The organism is Actinoplanes sp. TBRC 11911, from assembly GCF_012933445.1.
Classification (GTDB): Bacteria; Actinomycetota; Actinomycetes; order Mycobacteriales; family Micromonosporaceae; genus Actinoplanes.
In genome coordinates this window covers 25,000-41,208 of the sequence record NZ_JABBNC010000046.1, presented here as the reverse complement: position 1 = coordinate 41,208, position 16,209 = coordinate 25,000, and the positions used below count along the sequence as shown (strand labels likewise).

17 protein-coding genes are annotated in these 16,209 nt (G+C 70.3%); 8 read left to right on the top strand and 9 right to left on the bottom strand.

Annotated elements, in window-relative coordinates; all coding sequences use genetic code 11:
• Window positions 1-23 precede the first annotated feature (23 nt).
• Complete coding sequence (locus tag HH310_RS39055; RefSeq protein WP_169180792.1) at window positions 24-224, top strand: DUF397 domain-containing protein; 201 nt, start codon at window positions 24-26, stop codon at window positions 222-224.
• A gap of 56 nt (window positions 225-280) precedes the next feature.
• On the top strand, window positions 281-877 hold the full coding sequence (locus HH310_RS39050; protein ID WP_312034610.1) for a DUF6226 family protein: 597 nt from the start codon (window positions 281-283) through the stop codon (window positions 875-877).
• 59 nt (window positions 878-936) lie between these two features.
• Here the strand turns inward: HH310_RS39050 and HH310_RS39045 are convergent, their stop codons facing one another.
• Window positions 937-2,064, bottom strand: coding sequence for a geranylgeranyl reductase family protein (locus HH310_RS39045; RefSeq protein ID WP_312034609.1), 1,128 nt, complete (start codon window positions 2,062-2,064; stop codon window positions 937-939).
• Between the two features lie 180 nt (window positions 2,065-2,244).
• Between HH310_RS39045 and HH310_RS39040 the strand changes: the two genes are divergently transcribed.
• Window positions 2,245-3,489, top strand: coding sequence for an MFS transporter (locus HH310_RS39040; protein ID WP_169180791.1), 1,245 nt, complete (start codon window positions 2,245-2,247; stop codon window positions 3,487-3,489).
• A 177-nt stretch (window positions 3,490-3,666) separates the two neighbouring features.
• On the opposite strand, the gene HH310_RS39035 is transcribed toward HH310_RS39040, so the two are convergent.
• The 4 genes from HH310_RS39035 to HH310_RS39020 form a co-directional block, all read right to left on the bottom strand.
• Entirely contained in the window at window positions 3,667-4,122 is a 456-nt protein-coding gene (locus HH310_RS39035) for a hypothetical protein (protein WP_169180790.1), read from the bottom strand.
• A gap of 123 nt (window positions 4,123-4,245) precedes the next feature.
• Complete coding sequence (locus tag HH310_RS39030) at window positions 4,246-5,709, bottom strand: MFS transporter (protein ID WP_312034608.1); 1,464 nt, start codon at window positions 5,707-5,709, stop codon at window positions 4,246-4,248.
• Window positions 5,710-5,787: 78 nt separating this feature from the next.
• A complete protein-coding gene (locus tag HH310_RS39025) occupies window positions 5,788-6,234 on the bottom strand; it encodes a MarR family winged helix-turn-helix transcriptional regulator (protein ID WP_169180824.1) in 447 nt (148 codons plus the stop codon).
• Window positions 6,235-6,332: 98 nt separating this feature from the next.
• Window positions 6,333-7,727, bottom strand: a complete 1,395-nt coding sequence (locus tag HH310_RS39020; RefSeq protein ID WP_169180789.1) for an NCS2 family permease — start codon at window positions 7,725-7,727, stop codon at window positions 6,333-6,335.
• A 106-nt stretch (window positions 7,728-7,833) separates the two neighbouring features.
• On the opposite strand from HH310_RS39020, the gene HH310_RS39015 reads away from it, so the two are divergent.
• A complete protein-coding gene (locus HH310_RS39015) occupies window positions 7,834-8,103 on the top strand; it encodes a DUF2530 domain-containing protein (RefSeq protein WP_312034607.1) in 270 nt (89 codons plus the stop codon).
• Here the strand turns inward: HH310_RS39015 and HH310_RS39010 are convergent.
• A complete protein-coding gene (locus HH310_RS39010; RefSeq protein ID WP_169180788.1) occupies window positions 8,100-8,993 on the bottom strand; it encodes a DUF3027 domain-containing protein in 894 nt (297 codons plus the stop codon). The two genes, HH310_RS39015 and HH310_RS39010, sit on opposite strands and share 4 nt — an antisense overlap.
• Window positions 8,994-9,023: 30 nt before the next feature.
• On the opposite strand from HH310_RS39010, the gene HH310_RS39005 reads away from it, so the two are divergent.
• The 3 genes from HH310_RS39005 to HH310_RS38995 all read left to right on the top strand — a co-directional run bounded on the left by HH310_RS39005 (window position 9,024) and on the right by HH310_RS38995 (window position 12,381).
• Entirely contained in the window at window positions 9,024-10,760 is a 1,737-nt protein-coding gene (locus HH310_RS39005) for an MFS transporter (RefSeq protein ID WP_169180787.1), read from the top strand.
• The gene (locus HH310_RS39000; RefSeq protein WP_169180786.1) at window positions 10,760-11,497 is read left to right on the top strand and encodes a futalosine hydrolase; all 738 of its coding nucleotides are present in this window, start codon (window positions 10,760-10,762) and stop codon (window positions 11,495-11,497) included. The genes HH310_RS39005 and HH310_RS39000 overlap by 1 nt, the downstream gene beginning before the upstream one ends.
• A gap of 71 nt (window positions 11,498-11,568) precedes the next feature.
• Window positions 11,569-12,381, top strand: coding sequence for a 1,4-dihydroxy-6-naphthoate synthase (locus HH310_RS38995; protein WP_169180785.1), 813 nt, complete (start codon window positions 11,569-11,571; stop codon window positions 12,379-12,381).
• 2 nt (window positions 12,382-12,383) lie between these two features.
• Here HH310_RS38995 and HH310_RS38990 read toward each other — a convergent pair whose 3' ends face one another.
• From HH310_RS38990 to HH310_RS38980, 3 genes are read right to left on the bottom strand one after another with little or no spacing between them, the layout of a single operon-like run.
• Window positions 12,384-12,770, bottom strand: coding sequence for a cold shock domain-containing protein (locus HH310_RS38990; protein WP_169180784.1), 387 nt, complete (start codon window positions 12,768-12,770; stop codon window positions 12,384-12,386).
• A gap of 50 nt (window positions 12,771-12,820) precedes the next feature.
• Window positions 12,821-13,444, bottom strand: coding sequence for an HAD family hydrolase (locus HH310_RS38985; RefSeq protein ID WP_312034605.1), 624 nt, complete (start codon window positions 13,442-13,444; stop codon window positions 12,821-12,823).
• Window positions 13,441-13,629 carry a hypothetical protein gene (locus tag HH310_RS38980; protein WP_169180765.1) on the bottom strand — a complete coding sequence of 63 codons (189 nt, stop codon included), beginning with the start codon at window positions 13,627-13,629 and terminating at the stop codon, window positions 13,441-13,443. The genes HH310_RS38985 and HH310_RS38980 overlap by 4 nt, the downstream gene beginning before the upstream one ends.
• 84 nt (window positions 13,630-13,713) lie before the next feature.
• Between HH310_RS38980 and HH310_RS38975 the strand changes: the two genes are divergently transcribed.
• Window positions 13,714-16,131, top strand: a complete 2,418-nt coding sequence (locus tag HH310_RS38975; RefSeq protein WP_169180783.1) for a helicase-associated domain-containing protein — start codon at window positions 13,714-13,716, stop codon at window positions 16,129-16,131.
• The last annotated feature ends 78 nt before the right edge of the window (window positions 16,132-16,209 follow it).

Below are 16,209 nucleotides of genomic sequence, written 5' to 3'. Positions count from 1 at the left end.
GATCCGTCACGGAGGTGCAACATATGATCAAGCCGACGAATGACCTGCGGTGGCTGCGATCGTCGCACTGCGGCACTAATGCGTGTGTGGAGGTCGCCTGGACCGGGGATCGCGTTCTGGTGCGCGATGCCAAAAACCCCGGCCAGAGCCCGATGGAGTTCAGCGCCGCCGAGTGGGCGGCCTTCGTCAAAGGCGCGCGGAGCGGCGAATTCGATTTCGCATGACGGTGGTAATTCCTCATCACCGTGTGCCCGCGGACACAGCGCGGCATACTGCGCTGGTGAGGGCTCACCCGCACGGCACCGACACTGAGCGCTTCGCCGTTCTGCACGATGCGGCGGATCAGCTGCTCGATGAGCTCACCGAGCGTTACATGATCGAGCGGCGGGAGACCAAGGAGCAGCTCGGGCCCGATGAGGGCTTGGTGCGGATGGTGCGGTTGATTCCGCGTACGCCGGCGGCGGGCCCGCTGGCCATAGCATTCACCGACTTCCCGGGACTGCACGTGCGGCTCGGGAGGTGGTGGTCCGAAGATCTGCCCGGATGCGGCTGCGACGTCTGCGACGAGGACCCGGCGGAACTCGTCGAGGTTTTCCGCGCGCAGACCGCCGCGTTGATCGAGGGCGGCCTCTGGGAGCGGGTCCGGCGCGGCGTCGGCGGGTCCTGGTTCGAGATCAGACTCATCGGCGAGCGGATCAACGCCCGCCGAGAAGGCCCGCTGACCAAGAAGGACGCCCGAAATGCCCGGCGTGGCGGTTTCGCGGCGGCGGTGCAGTGGGCCCCGTGGCCGGTCTCCGCAGCCGTGCCGGTCCCGGTCGAGTGGCCCGTCGGCCGCGACCCAAGTCGAGCACCCGGCACGCCGATTCGGGCCGAGTGATCGCTGCGCCGGTTCGCACCGAATGACGGTGCGGGTCCGGACTTGGCGTGAATGTCGTATCAGGCGCCCAGCATGCGTACGGCCGTATGGATCGCCGGGCGTCGCAGCACCCGGGCCATCGAAAGATCACCGCGGCAGAACATCTGGAAGGCGCGCCAGCCGACCGGCGTGCCCATCGAGGCGTGCACCAGCCACGGATGCCGGGCGTAAACCTTGAGCAGGCGGCGCCCGGCGGCCATTTCCGGCGCCAGCTCCGCGGCGATCTTGCGGTCGTACGCGTCCAGGTCCGACCCTTTCGCGGCCACCTCGCCGGCCCACATGCCGGAGCGCAACGCGTAGCTGATGCCCTCTCGCGTCCACGGTTCGAGCAGGCCGGCCGCGTCCCCGGCGACGAGCACCCGGCCCTTGCGCACCGGCGAGTCGGGGCGACGGCACCTGGTCAGGTGGCCGGAGTCGCGGACGATGGTGCGGTTGGTGAGGCCCAGACGGTCCACGAAGTCGGCAAGATACTGCTTTGTCTCGGCGCCGTGCCCCTTCGTCATGATCACGCCGACGGTGAGCTCGTCGTCCTTCGGGAAGACCCAGCCGTACGCCCCGGGGTAGGGACCCCAGTCGAGCAGCACCCGTCCGCGCCACGCACGCCGGTCGTCCTCGGTCGCGGCCAGCTCCACCTCGAGCCCGAGATCCTGCTGGTCAAGCGTGACGCCGACGTGCCGGGAGCTGATCGCCGCCGAGCCTTCCGCCCCGATCACCACGCGCGCGGTGATCTCGGTGCCGTCCGTCAAGGTCACCGTGGCCATGTCGGCGTCCTGGTCGATGCCGCGCACCTGGGCATGCTGCCGGACGATGGCACCGGCGTCGGTCGCCGCCCGATACCAGGCCAGATCGAAGTCGTCGCGCCGGACCATCGTGAGGATCGGCCGGTCGGAATGCCGGGTGAAGCCGCGGCGTCCGTCGCGGGTGAACGTGATCGCGTTGACCTCGTCCCGCGCGGGGACCGTGATCCGCGGCTCGGCCACCCCCATCGAGGTGCCGATCAAGCCGCCGCCGCAGGTCTTGTAGCGCGGATGCTCGGCACGCTCCAGCACGATCGTGCGGGCGCCGAGCGAGGCCGAGGCGTACGCGGCAGAAAGTCCGGCGGGTCCGCCGCCGATCACGGCGACGTCCCAAAGCGGCTCTGAGATCACACGGCGGATTTTAACCAACGCCCTTGTGTACGCTCGTACACATGGACCGGCGTGATCATGCAGTGGCACTGCGCAGCGTAATCGGCGCTCGGGAGGCTTTGATCACGGGATGTGATCGAGCATTCCGTCGATCCGGTGACCGCCCGTGACGTTCGAGGCCCGAGCCCGGGGGAGTCGCCCATGACCACCGCCGTTGACACCGCGCCCGAGGTGCGGGCCGCCTCCCGTGCCGTCTACGCGGCCTTCGGCCTGTCCGGGTTCGCCACCGCGAGCTGGGCGTCCCGGATTCCGCAGATCCGCGACGAGCTGCACCTGAGCCCGTCGCGGCTGGGGCTGGTGCTGCTCTCGCTGGCGCTCGGCTCGATCGTCTCGTTGCTGATGGCCGGGCACATCGTGGCGCGGTTCGGATCGCGGGCCACGGTCCGTACGATGGCGGCCCTCCTCGTGGTTGCCCTCAGCGGCGCCGCGCTGGGATATCACCTGGGTATCCCGCCGGTGGTGCTCGGACTGTTCTTCTTCGGCTTCGCGAACGGGGCCTGGGACGTCGCGATGAACGTGCAGGGCGCGATGGTGGAACGGCGGCTGGGCCGGGCGATTCTGCCGCGCTATCACGCGGGCTTCAGTGTCGGGACGGTGGCGGGGGCCCTGGTCGGCGCCGCCGCGGTGGCGTTACACCTCTCTGTTTCGGCCCACCTGGTCGCCGCGGCGGTGATCTCCGCGGTGATCGTGATCGTGTCGGTGCGGGCTTTCCTGCCGGATGACGCCGGACCCGCGCCGGCCGTCACCCCGTCGGATCCGACGTTGGTGGGTTCGACCGCGCCGGTGACCTCGGGACGCCTGAGCCGGGCACTCGCCTACTGGCGTGAACCCCGTACCGTCCTGATCGGAGTGTTTGTGCTGGCCTTCGCCTTCACCGAGGGCGCCGGCATCGACTGGATCAGCGTCTCGATGATCGACGGGTACGGGACGGCCGCCTGGGTCGGCTCGCTGGCGTTCGCGTTGTTCCTGGCCGCGATGACCGCCGGGCGCTGGTTCGGACCGCCGTTGCTGGATCGCTTCGGGCGCGTGCCGGTGCTGCGGGCGCTCGCCGTGTGCGGCATCGCCGGGCTGGCGCTGTACGTCTTCGGTCCGGCCACCGGCGTGGCATTCGCCGGCGTGCTGCTCTGGGGTTTGGGAGCGTCGCTGGGCTTCCCGGTCGGCATGAGTGCGGCCGCCGACGACCCGGCACACGCGGCGCCCCGGGTGAGCGTGGTCGCGTCGATCGGGTATTGCGCGTTCCTGGGCGGTCCGCCGCTGGTCGGCTTCCTGGGCGACCACGTGACGGTGCTGCGGGCGCTGTTGGCGGTGGCGGTTCTGCTCGTCGTCGCGATGCCGCTGGCCGGTGCGCTGCGGCCGCTCGATCCGGACCGCGTCCAACCTGGATAGAGATCCGGGCGTCGCCGCGTCACAATGACCGGACAGCGGGCGCGGGGAGGTGCAGGTTGGCTGATCGGCACGTGATCGTGTACGGCCCGTCGCGCATCCGCCGGTTGCGCCGGCTGGCCCGTGCGCCGGTGCCGCGATATACGGTCCTGGTGCGCGCGAACTGACGACCGTGCGCCCTCAGGCGTGCAGCGTGAGGCCGGCCTTCTGGAGCTGGCCCTCGACGCGCAGGCGCTCCAGCTCGCGGTCGATGCCCTCCAGCGGGGTCAGGTGCTCGTCCACGCCCAGGCACTCGCATGCCAGGCAGAGCCGCAGGTCGTAGGCCCGCTCGACGGCGTCCTTGCGCCACGAAGGGGAGTGGGCCACTTCGGTGCGGCGTACCCGGTTGAGCCGGCGCAGGTCGTGGGCGATCTGATCGAGGGATGCGGCCTTGAGGGCGGCCAGCATTTCGCAGGTGTCGATGCCGTGGAACGCGCGGTCGAGCTCGCGCAGGGCCCGGTTGTCTTCTTCGCGATGCACTGCCCAGAGGCGACGACGGGCCAGGTCGTCGACACGGCGGACCGCGGTGACGGCGCACGGCAGCCCGAGCAACGTCACCAACGCCGAAGAAAACACAACAATCTGTGCGATGGCCACGTCCTCGACGCTAAGCCTTCACCTCAAGGGCGGGAATACCCGATCGGCCGAGCGGGTCTGCCAACCCTCAAGGTCCACCCGTTCGGGTTTGGCTAGACAGACAAGTCTGTCCAGCCAAATAGGTCATCCCGAGTGTGCAACTTGCACTTTCCGCTGGTCCGGCCCCTCGGCGGAAGTCCCGGTCTCGGCCTGGGGCACGGTCTCCGTGGCGGGCAGGGTCTCGGCCTGGGGCACGGTCTCCGCGGCGGGCAGGGTCTCGGCCTGGGGCACGGTCTCCGTGGCGGCCAGGGTCTCGGCCTGGGGCACGGTCTCCGCGGCGGGCATGGCCTCGGCGTGGGTCAGGGTCAGCTTGGGGTACGGGCGCAGGTGCAGCGACAGCCGGTCGCCGCTGATGCGGAGCTGCCAGATCACGGCCGCGACGCCGGCGACGAAGCAGACCAACCCCGCCAGCCAGATGCTCGACGGGACGCCGTAGCGGTCGCCCCACCAGCCGGCCAGGGACGAGCCGATCGGGGTCGTGCCGAGGAACACCAGCACGTACAACGCCATCACCCGGCCCCGATACTCGGGCGCCACGCCCATCTGGACCCGGTGGTTCGCGGCCTGGGCCAGGTAGATGGAGAAGAAACCGGTGGGGACCAGGATGGCCATCGCGATCACGAAGCTCGGCGCGAATCCGACGACGAACTCCAGAAGTCCGAAGGCGATCGCCGCTCCGAGAACCACGTACGCGCCGGGACGTGCCCGCCGCGCACTGCCCGCCAGCGCCCCGCCCAGCGCGCCCACCGCCAGGCTCGTGGTGAGCAGGCCGAAGGTTGACGGACCGGCGTGGAAGTTGATTTTCGCGAGGGCGGCCAGGGTGACCGGGAAGTTGAAGCCGATCATGCCGACGACGGCCATCAGGGATAGCGGGAGCAGCAGGTCGTGGCGCTTACGGACGTAGCGCAGGCCGTCCAGGATCCGGGCGTCCTTCTTGGTCGCGTGCTCGGAGCGGAAGAGCTCGGCCGGGCGCATCGACGTGTACGTGAAGATCGGGGCGACCGCCAGCACCGTGGCCACCAGGAACACCGGCCCGGTGTGCAGGACCGCGAGCGCGACACCCGCAAGAGCGGGACCACCGATACGAGCCGTGTTGAACGTCGCCGCCGACAGGGCCAGCGCGTTCGGCAGCAGACGGTTCTCCACCAGCTCGGAGACGAACGACTGGCGTACCGGGGTCTCGATCGAGTTTGCGATGCCGAGCAGGCCGGCGAACAGGAACACGTGCCACAGAACGACCACACCGGACGCCACGAGGACCGCGAAGACGATCGCGGTGATCGCGAAGGCCGTGTTCGCGACGACGAGTAACTTGCGCTTGTCGTACCGGTCGGCCAGCCGGCCACCCCAGAGGGTGAGCAGCAGGACCGGCGTGAACTGCAGGGCGGACGTCGCGCCCAGCGCCGCGGGTGAGTTGTTCGAGAGGCTGAGGACCAGCCAGTCCTGGGCGGTGAACATCATCCACACGCCGACCAGCTTCACGAGCTGCCCGGTGGCGAAAAGACGGTAGTTGCGGACGGTCAAGGACCGGAATGTCGTGCTCAGCACTGCCTGCACTGTGGGCTGTGCCCCCTTCGGGCGTACGCGTCATCGTCGTGTGACGAAGCGCGGCGACCGAAGGACCGATCAGGCTTTGGCGACCTTCTGCATGATCTTGGCGGCTTGCTCCAGGGTCTCTCGTTCCTGGGGCGTCAGCCCGGCCAGTTGCCCGGCCAGCCACTCGTTGCGTGCCTTCTCGAACTGGGCGTACACGGCCCGGCCCTGCTCGGTGGGCGACAGGATGACCTGTCGTCCATCGGTCGGGTGCGGGGTGCGCACGACCAGACCGCGCTGCTCCAGCTTTCCGACGATCTTGGTCATCGTCGGCGGCTGCACCCGTTCGGTGTCGGCGAGCTCCCGGGGGGTCAGCGCGCCCGCCAGCTGAAGGCTGGTCAGGGCGGAGAGCTGGCTGAACGTGAGATCTCCGACCGGGCGGGCCTGCCGGACCCGCCGGGTGAGCCGCTGGATGGCTTCACGCAGCGTCTTGGCCAGCTCGTCCGCTGCCACTCGCTCCGTCACCACCGGCCACTCCATCACGATTCTTAGCTTAGCTAATGAGCATGGCTAACGACATTTGATTCGCGTATGACCGCCGTCACCGGGCGTGCCGGACACGCCCGGTGGCAGGCATTTTAGAGGATCCAGGATTCCAGCGGCCCCCGGAAGAAATAGAGAACGAAGAGCACCGCCACGCCGTACAGGATGGGGTGAATCTCGCGCGACCGGCCGGTGGCGCCCTTGAGGATCACGTACGAGATGACGCCCGCGCCGATGCCGTTGGAGATCGAGTAGGTGAACGGCATCAGCGTGATCGTCAGGAAGGCCGGGACGGCGATCGTGTAATCGGTCCAGTCGATCTGCCGCACCGACATCATCATCAGGAACCCGACCACCACGAGGGCCGTCGACGCCGCCTCGAACGGGACCACCCGGACCAGCGGCGACAGGAACATGGCGAGCAGGAACATCGCTCCGGTGACCAGGTTCGCGACGCCGGTGCGGGCGCCCTCCCCGACGCCCGCGGCGCTCTCGATGAACGACGTGTTGCTGGAGACGCTGCCGGCGCCACCCGCAGCTGCCGCGATGGAGTCGACCAGCAGGATCTCCCGGGTACGCGGGGGAGTGCCCTGCTCGTCGATCAGCCCGGCCTCCTGACCCACCGCGACCATCGTGCCCATCGTGTCGAAGAAGTCCGTGATCAGCAGGCTGAAGACGAACATGATCACGACCAGCCACCCGGCCCGGGACCAGGAGTCGAGCACGTTGAAGTGGCCGATCAGGGAGAGGTCCGGCGTGTCCACGATCTGCTTCGGTAACTCGGGCACGTTGAGCGACCAGCCCTTGGGGTGCGCGACCGCCTCCACGACGATCGCGAGAACCGTGCTGCCCAGGATGCCGATCAGGATCGCGCCCTTCACCTTCCGCACGAAGAGGACCAATGTGAAGAGCAGACCGAGGACGAACACCAGCGACGGCCAGCCCTGCAGCGTCCCGCCGTTGCCGAGCTGAACCGGGACCGTGGTGTTCGCCGCGTCCGGCACGCGCCGCACGAAACCCGCGTCGACCAGCCCGATGATCATCAGGAACAGGCCGATGCCGACCCCGATCGCGGTCTTGAGCTGCGTCGGCACGGCCCGGAAGACCAGCGTTCGAAGGCCGGTGAGCACCAAAATCGTGATCAGGACACCCTCGATCACCACCAGGCCCATCGCATCGGCCCAGGTCATCTCCGGGGCGATTTCGTACGCTACGAGCGCGTTCACGCCGAGCCCGGCGGCCAGCGCGAGCGGGAACCGCGCGACCACGCCCATGAGGATCGTCATGACACCCGCGACCAGCGCCGTGCCCGCGGCGAGCGCCTGGATCGGCAGCTTGCCCCCGGTGGCATCGACGCCCGAACCTAAGATCAGCGGGTTGAGGACCACGATGTAGGCCATCGTGAAGAAGGTGGCGAGACCGCCGCGTATCTCCTGCCCGAGGGTCGATCCCCGAGACGAGATCTCGAAGTATCGATCGAGAAAATTCATGAGGCCCTTTCCGCCATCTGCTGCGTTCCGGGGCGGATGTTGTCAAACCCGATGAACGTGGCAGACACGGCGGAGTGACAGGTCGATCACGAACTATTCTCTAGGTGTGAATGAGCGGAAGCCTCGAGTCGAGCCGGTCGACCCCCCGATGATCCCGTTCGCGCTGGCGGGGATCGCCGGGTTCGCGATCGCGACGCTGGTCGTCTGGCTGGCGGACGCGCCGCAGCGCTGGGTGGAGACGTGCATCGCGGGCGTCCTGGTCGGCATCCCGGGGCTGCTCACGATGATCGTGCACGACCGCAACCGCAAGCGCCGCCGAGCGCTGACGCACCCGGAGTTCCGCGTGACGGAAGTGACCGAGCCCTCGAACTCTTAGCTGTGGCCGTAATCCTCGGCCGGCTCGCCTGACTCGACCGAGCCGTGGCCGCGGCTCACCGCGACCGACTCGACCTCGCTGTCGTCGTAGACCGTCGGCAGCTCCTCGACCGGCTGCTCGGCCGTGCCCAGCAGCGCTTCGGAATGCGCGCCGCAGCCGTGGTCGGCGCTCACGGCGCGACCGTCGTCCGGGGCGTACAGGTTGCCGCAGACGCCGAACATGGCCCGCATCGAGCCGGCCAGCGGGAGGTAGAAGCCGCAGGTGCCGCAGCGCGCGTTGCGGGGCGCGGCCACCGCGATCGGTGCCTCGGGGCCGGAGTCCCCGTCATACCACCTCTGGGCGGTGTCGATGCGGCCCTCGCGGGACATCACCCGGGACCGGCCGAGGCCGAGCTCCCAGCTGACCTCCTCCACGGCGGGGTCGTCGCTGAGCACGTAGCCCTGGGCGAGGCGGTCGTCGTCCGGCGCGGTCGGCATGAGATCGCCCACACCGAGGTCGCCGGGCTGGACCCGCTCGTTCCACGGCACCCACCCGGGGGCGAGCAGGGCGTCCGGGCCGGGCAGCAGCACCGTCTCGCACACTGTCACGTGCCGGCTGCGGGGGACCCTGGTCACCGTGACCGCCCACCGCCAGCCGCGGTAGCCGTCGAGGTGGCTCTCGAAAAAGTGGGTAACGACACGGTCGCCCTCGGCGATGGCCTCGAGGTGCTCGCCGACGTCGCTCGGGTCCACCTCGGTGATCGCTCCACGTGCGACCCCCACCGCATCGGCGCAAACCTGGTCGAGACGGGCGGCGCGGGTCGTGGTCCTGGTCGTCACGCATCCATTGTCCCCTACCAAGATGGAAGTACCGCAGCGACTCCCCAGATCCGGGTGCCGCCGGAGAGACATCGCTCGCCCCGATCAGTCAGGATGGGTTTCATGCCGCTGCTTCCCAGTCTCGGACGCGCCGTCGGCACCGGTGTCAAAGCGACGCGGCTGCTGCTGCGCGGCTCGGTGCGTAGTGGGGCGTGGGCCACCCGCCGGGTCGGGACCGCGCGCGCCAAGGGCGCCGCCAACGAGATCGGCATGATCCGGCTCTTCGACCTGCACGCCCTGTCCAGCGCGGGCGACGCGCTCGTCGCGATCGGCCTGGCCGGCACCATCTTCTTCAACGTCCCGCTCGGCGAGGCGCGCGGCAAGGTGGCGCTCTACCTGCTGATCACGATGATCCCGTTCGCGCTGCTGGCGCCCGTGGTCGGCCCGATCCTCGACCACTTCCGGCACGGCCGGCGGTACGCTCTGGCGCTCACCTTCCTGGGCCGGGCGTTCCTGGCGTACGTGCTGGCCGGCAACCTGACCGATTGGGTCCTCTACCCCGCCGCCTTCGGGGTGCTCGCGCTCTCCCGGGCGTACGGTGTGGCCCGCTCGGCGGCGGTGCCCAGACTGCTGCCCGAGGGCGTCGGGTTGTCCCAGGTGAACGCGCGTGCCAGCGTCTACGGCACGTTCGCCGGCGCGGTGGTCGCCCCGATCGGCCTGCTCGCCTTCAAGATCGGGCCGGAGTGGTCGCTGCGGGTGTCCGCGGTCATCTTCGTGGTCGGCGTGGTGATCGCGCTGCGGCTGCCGCCACGCGCCGACTCCGACCCGCCCGAGGCCGTCCCGCACTGGTGGCGCACCATGCTGCGACTGGGCCGTGCCGAGGACCGTCCGCTGGCCAACCGCCTGGTGATCTCGACGCTGCTCGGCAGTGCCAGCCTGCGCCTGCTCTACGGCTTCACGCTGCTCTTCCTGGCCTTCGTGATCGCCGCGAACCAGCTCGACACCACGGTGCTCGGCCACGACATCGGGCGCAAGGCCGCGATCGGGGTGATCGGTGGCGCGCTCGCGGTCGGCACGTTCCTGTCCACCGCGGCCGGCACCCGGCTGGCCATCCGCCGCCCGCTGGCTCTCCAATCGGCCGGCCTGATGGTGTCGGCCGCCGCCGCGGTGGCGGCCACGGTCTTCTACAGCCTGTTGATGGTGGCGCTGTTCGCCCTGATCACGTCGATCTTCAGCGGCATCTCCAAGCTGGCCGTCGACGCGAGCATCCAGGAACGAGTGCCGGAACGCCTGCGGGCCAGCGCCTTCGCCCACTCGGAGACGGTCCTCATGATCGCGTTCGTGCTCGGCGGCGGCATCGGTCTGCTGCCGCTGGGCGGGCGGACGGGTGTGGCGCTGGCCGCGATCCTCGCGATCGCCGGTGCGATACGCGCGGGGCTGGTGGCCGCCCGACTCCACAGTGAACGGCTGAGTGGGCGGGTGGACGCGCCGGCCGCGGATTCCGCGGAGCCGAAGCCGGACGAGAAAACGCCTGCGGATCCGTGGCCTGAGGCCCCGACCGTTCCGACCCGGTCGCGACCGAACCCGGGTCCCCGCAGCCGCACCTCGGGGCCGGCGGACGGCGAGCGGAACCTGGACAAGACGCTGGTCGAGCCGCCGTCGGACGGTAAGCGCCGCTTCGGCCGACGCAAAAAGACCGAAATGCCTCCTCCGCCGCCACCGGAGCCGACGACCACCGAGGTCAAGCCCGAGGTCAAGCCCGACCCGGCGCTCGCCCCGCCCGGCTTCCACGTCTATCGGCCCTCGTCGGCGGGCCGGCCCTCCACCAACGGCACCAACGCTCCTGAGGAGGACGCCTGATGCCCCACCCGCTGCTCGTGGTCACCGCGGTGGCCGCGGAAGCCGATGCCGTGCGCGCCGGCCTGGCCACAGCCGCGGACGGCGATGCCGTACGAGCCGGCCTGCCCACGACCGCGGAAGCCGATGCCGTGCGGGCCGGCCTGGCCGCGGACGCCGATGCCGTGCTTTCCACGGCCACGGGTCAACGGATCGTTGTCGAGGTCGTCGGGGTCGGCCCGGCCGCGGCGGCGGCGCGTACGGGGAAACTGCTGGCCACGCGGCAGTTCCGGGGGGTCGTCTCGGCCGGCATCGCCGGCGGGTTCGCCGGGCGCGCGGCGGTCGGCGCCACCGTGATCGGCACCCGCAGCATCGCCGCCGACCTGGGCGCCGAGTCGCCCGACGGCTTCCTCACCGTCGACGAGCTGGGCTTCGGCACCAGCGTCGTGGAATCGGACGCCGCGCTGCTCAAGGCGGTCACCGGCGCACTGCCCACGGCGATCGTCGGCGACATCCTCACGCTCAGCACGGTGACCGGAACGGCGGCGACCGCCGACCGTCTCATGGCGCGTTTCCCGGACGCGGTTGCGGAGGCTATGGAGGGTTACGGAGTGGGAATTGCCACTGCGGAAATCCCATTCCTTGAAATGCGGACCGTCTCCAACCCGGTCGGCCCCCGTGACCGCGACAAATGGCGCTTCCGGGAGGCGATGGAGGCATTATCCACAGCTTCGGCCGCCCTGTGGACAGCCTGTGGATAACTTCACGGATGTGTGCGGGTCGACAGGCGCGGCTCCACCGCATGATCCGTCCGCATCACTAGCGTGAGGGCATGGCTCTTTCATTGGCGGTCTCCCCGTGTCCCAATGACACCTTCGTCTTCCACGCGCTCGTGCACGGGCTGATTCCGGACGCGCCGGGGATCGATCTGACCTTCGCGGACGTCGATGTGACAAACACGGCCGCCGAGCGAGGCGAGTTCGACCTGGTGAAGGTGAGCTATGCGGCACTGCCGTGGCTGCTCGACGACTACGAGCTGCTGCCCACCGGGGGCGCGCTCGGTCGCGGGGCCGGCCCGCTGGTGCTCGGCCGCGACGCCGCGCAGGACCTCGACGGCGCCACCGTCGCGGTGCCCGGCGACCGCACCACGGCGTACCTGCTGTTCCGGCTGTGGGCGCAGGGCAAGACGCCGGCGAGCATCGAGGTGGTGCCGTTCCACCAGATCATGCCGGGGGTGGCCGAGGGCCGCTACGACGTCGGCCTGGTGATCCACGAGGCCCGCTTCACGTACCAGCGCTACGGCCTGGTGTCGCTCGCCGACCTGGGCGACTGGTGGGAGGCGGACACCGGCCTGCCGATCCCGCTGGGCGCCATCCTCGCCAGGAAGGGCGTTGTCGATCCGGCCGAGGCCACCGAGTGGATCCGCAAGTCGGTCAGCATGGCCTGGGCCGACCCCGCCGCGAGCCGCGACTTCGTCCTGGCGAACGCCCAGGAGATGGAGCCGGACGTGGTGCAGCAGCACATCGACCTGTACGTGAACGAGTTCACGCTGGATCTGGGCCGGGAAGGGCTCGCCGCCGCCGACGCACTGTTGCAGCGGTCGGCGGCGGCGGGTATCACGCCTGCGGTAAAACCGTTTATCTAAATTTAGACTTCGAACTCTTTCGCTACCGCGTGGACCAGCTGCGCGATCTTCTGCGCCGTCTTCTTGTCGGGGTGCCGCCCGCGGCTCAGCCCGGGCTGCACCTGCGACTCGAGCACCTTGATCATGTCCTCGATCATGCCGTGCAACTCTTCCGCCGGACGGCGACGCAGCTCCGCCAAGGACGGCGGCGCATCGATCAGCTTGACGCCCATGGCCTGCGCGCCCTTACGACTGTCCACCACGCCGAACTCGATTCGCTGCCCGGTCTTCAGCTCGGCCACACCGGACGGCAACGCGCCCTTGGGCAGGAAGACATCCCCGCCCTCATCGCTGGTGACGAACCCGAATCCCTTTGCCGCGTCGTACCACTTCACTCGACCCGTGGGCACCGCTGACCTCAACTTCACTCAATGGAAACATCCGCTCACCGCAAGGCTAACTAAGCGGCGGGCCCGGACCCAACTGCAATCTCGCGCAGCAACGCCGGAAGCCCGGTGAGATCGGGCAGGACGTAGCTCGCCCCAGCCCCGTTGAGCTCGTCAAATGTGCACGGCCCGGTCGTCACGCCGATGCCCGGCACCCCCGCGGTCCGCGCCGCGATCATGTCGCCGACATGATCCCCGACGTACCAGCGGACCCGGTGCTCGGTCAGCGCGGCGGCCTTGCCCTCGGCGAACAGGTCACCGGCGATCTCGTCGACGGCCATGCCGAGATGTTCCATGTGAAGCTCGGCGAGCCGCCCCAGCTTCGATGTGACAACAACAACACGCAGGCCCATCGCCCGCACCGCGGCGATCGCCTCGCGAGCGCCGGCGGTCGGCACGGCGGGGGCGATCGCGTGGTCCGGATAGAGCGAGCGAAACGTGCTGACCGCGGACTCGACGTCCGGCGGCGGAAACCAGTGCGCCAACTCGCTCCGCAGCGGCGGGCCGAGGCGGCTGATCGCGAGGTCGGCGTCGACGAAGACCCCGGTCCTCTCGGTCAGGGCGCGATAGGTCGCGTGAATCCCCGGCCGAGAGTCGATCAAGGTCATATCCAGGTCGAACCCGACCGCATCGCTCACGCCTGGGTCGGCGGGATGTAGTTCACGCGGTCCAGCGGAAGCGGAAAGGTCTGGTCGTCGCCGAACGGCGACGGCGCGGCCGGGCGCTCGGACACGAGCTCGGAGACCGTGTGGCCACCGTTCGACTCGGCGGGTTCGGCGGAGTGCGCGACGGCACCCCCACTGCGGGTTGTTTCAACGGACACGGATGTCCCTTTCAATTCTTGACCAGGCGTCCGGGGAAGCCCGGACACCCCACTATCGTCCCACGGTCGCTAGCGTTGAGGACGATGCCCACCACATTCGCCGATCAACTCCGGTCGCTCACCGACGAAGCGCTGGGGGCGCTCATCCAACTGCGCCCCGACCTCGTCGTGCCCGTTCCGGCCGACGTGTCCGCCCTCGCCATCCGGGCCCAGTCCCGGGGCTCGGTGGCGCGCTGCCTCGACGGCCTGGACGAATTCACCCTGCTGGTCCTGGACGCGGCCCGGCTGAGCCGGGACGCGGAGACCGCGCGCACCTCGGTCGCCGCGATCCTGGAGCTGGCCGCCGAGGACGACGTCTCCGTCGCGATCGACCGTCTCCGGGCGCGGTTCCTGCTGTACGGGCCCCCGGACGCGCTCGAGGTCGCCGGTGCGGTCGACGAGGTCACCTCGCCGTACCCGGCCGGCCTGGGCCGTCCCGCCGACTACCTGGACGCGCAGGCCGCCGCGCTGGTCGCGGACCGGGCGAAACTGCGCCGTACGGTGTTGTCCGCACCACCGGCCGCCCGTGCCGTGCTGGACCGTCTCGCGGCCGGCCCGCCGATCGGGGCGCTGCGCCGGGAGGCCGTCGTCGAGCCGGTGCGCTGGCTGGTCGAGCAGCACATCCTGGTGCCGGTGCTGGAGGCGGGCCGGGCGCCGCGCGCGGACGGTGAACTGGTCGAGCTGCCCCGCGAGGTCGGCATGCTGCTGCGCCGCGACACCGGGCCGCTGGGCGTGCTGCGGCCGTTTCCGCCGATCCCGGACGGGACGCCGCGCGACCCGCAGTCAGTCGACTCGGCCGGCGCCGGTCAGGTGATGGAGGCGGTCCGGAGCACGGAAGCGCTGCTCGAAGCGCTCGCGGCCGAGCCCGCTCCGGTGTTGCGGGCCGGGGGTCTGGGCGTACGGGACCTGAAGCGTTTGGCGCGAGCGGCCGGCCTGGACGAGCCGATGGCGGCGTTGCTGCTGGAAACGGCGTACGCGGCCGGCCTGATCGGCGAGGTCGAGGCCGGCGGGACCACCCGGTCGGTGACGGTCTCCCGGGCGTCCGGCGGGGTCGACGAGACGTTCCTGCCCACCGGGTCGTATGACCTGTGGCACGCGCTGAGCATCGCGCAGCGCTGGACCGCGCTGGCCCGCGCGTGGCTGGCGATGACCCGGCAGCCGAGCCTGGTCGGGCAGCGCGACGAGCGGGACCGGCCGATCAACGTGCTGGCCCCGGACGCGGAACGGGCCGGGGCGCCGCAGGCCCGTCGCGAGGCGCTGCTGGTGCTGAACGACCTCAAACCGGGCACGGCGGCGCAAACGGACGAGGTGCTCGGCCTGCTGGCCTGGCAGGCGCCGCGCCGGTCGCGCGGGCGGGAGGCGGCGCATCGGGACGCGCTGTCCGGGGCGGCCGCTCTCGGGGTGGTCGCGCTGGGCGCCATCACGTCGTACGGGCGGCTCCTGCTCGAAGATCCGGACGTCGACGAGGGCGACCCGTTGGGCGTACGGCCGGGGAATCCGGCGACGCCGAGCGACGCCGTCCGGGCCTTGGACGTGTTGCTGCCCGCGCCGGTCGATCACTTCCTGGTGCAGGCCGACCTGTCCGTGGTGGTGCCCGGTCCGCCGGAGCCGGAACTGGCCGCCGAGCTGGACGTCGTGGCCGAACCGGAGTCGGCGGGCGGCGCGAGCGTGTTCCGGGTGACGGCGGAGAGCGTGCGGCAGGCGCTCGACGTCGGTTACACGGCCAACGACCTGCACACGCTTTTCAAACGCCGCTCCCGTACGCCGGTGCCACAGACCCTGACGTACATGATCGACGACGCCGCACGCCGTCATGGCGGGTTGCGCACCGGTTCGGCCGGCTCGTACCTGCGCAGCGACGACTCGGCGTTGATGGCGGAGGTGCTCGCGGACAAGCGGCTGGCCATTTTGAACCTGCGTCAGATCGCGCCTACGGTGCTGGTCAGCCCGCTGCAGGTGGCGCGGTTGCTGGGGGCGCTGCGGGAGGCGGGGTTCGCGCCGGTGGCCGAGGACGCGGGCGGCGCCACGGTGTTGTCGCGGCCTGCCGTTCGTCGTGCTCCGACGCGGAGTTCGATGGCCACCAGGCTCGCCGATCATTCCGGGCCGCTGATGCTGGCCGGCCCACGCCTCGCCGGTGTGGTGGAACAGATCCGGCGCGGGGACATCGCCACGCGGGCCGCTCGGCGGGCGCCCGACAGCGTGCGCGCGGCGAACGGGCAAGGGGTGCCCGGGCTGACGTCGGTGCAGCGGCACAGCGAGGCGATGGCGGTGCTGCAGCAGGCGGTGCGCGAGAAGGCGAAGGTGTGGGTCGGATATGTGGACTCGCACGGGGCTACGTTGTCGCGGTTGGTGCGGCCGGTGTCGCTGAGCGCGGGGTATTTGCGCGCGGAGGATGAGCGCACGGAGACGTTGCATACGTTCGCGTTGCACCGGATCACGGCGGCGGTCCCGGAGGAGGTTTAGGGTCGCCGGTCTCGGCAGGTGGCCACTGGTCCCACTTGATGGAAGCGGCGGACCGGCGCTCGAGTGAGCTGATGGTTC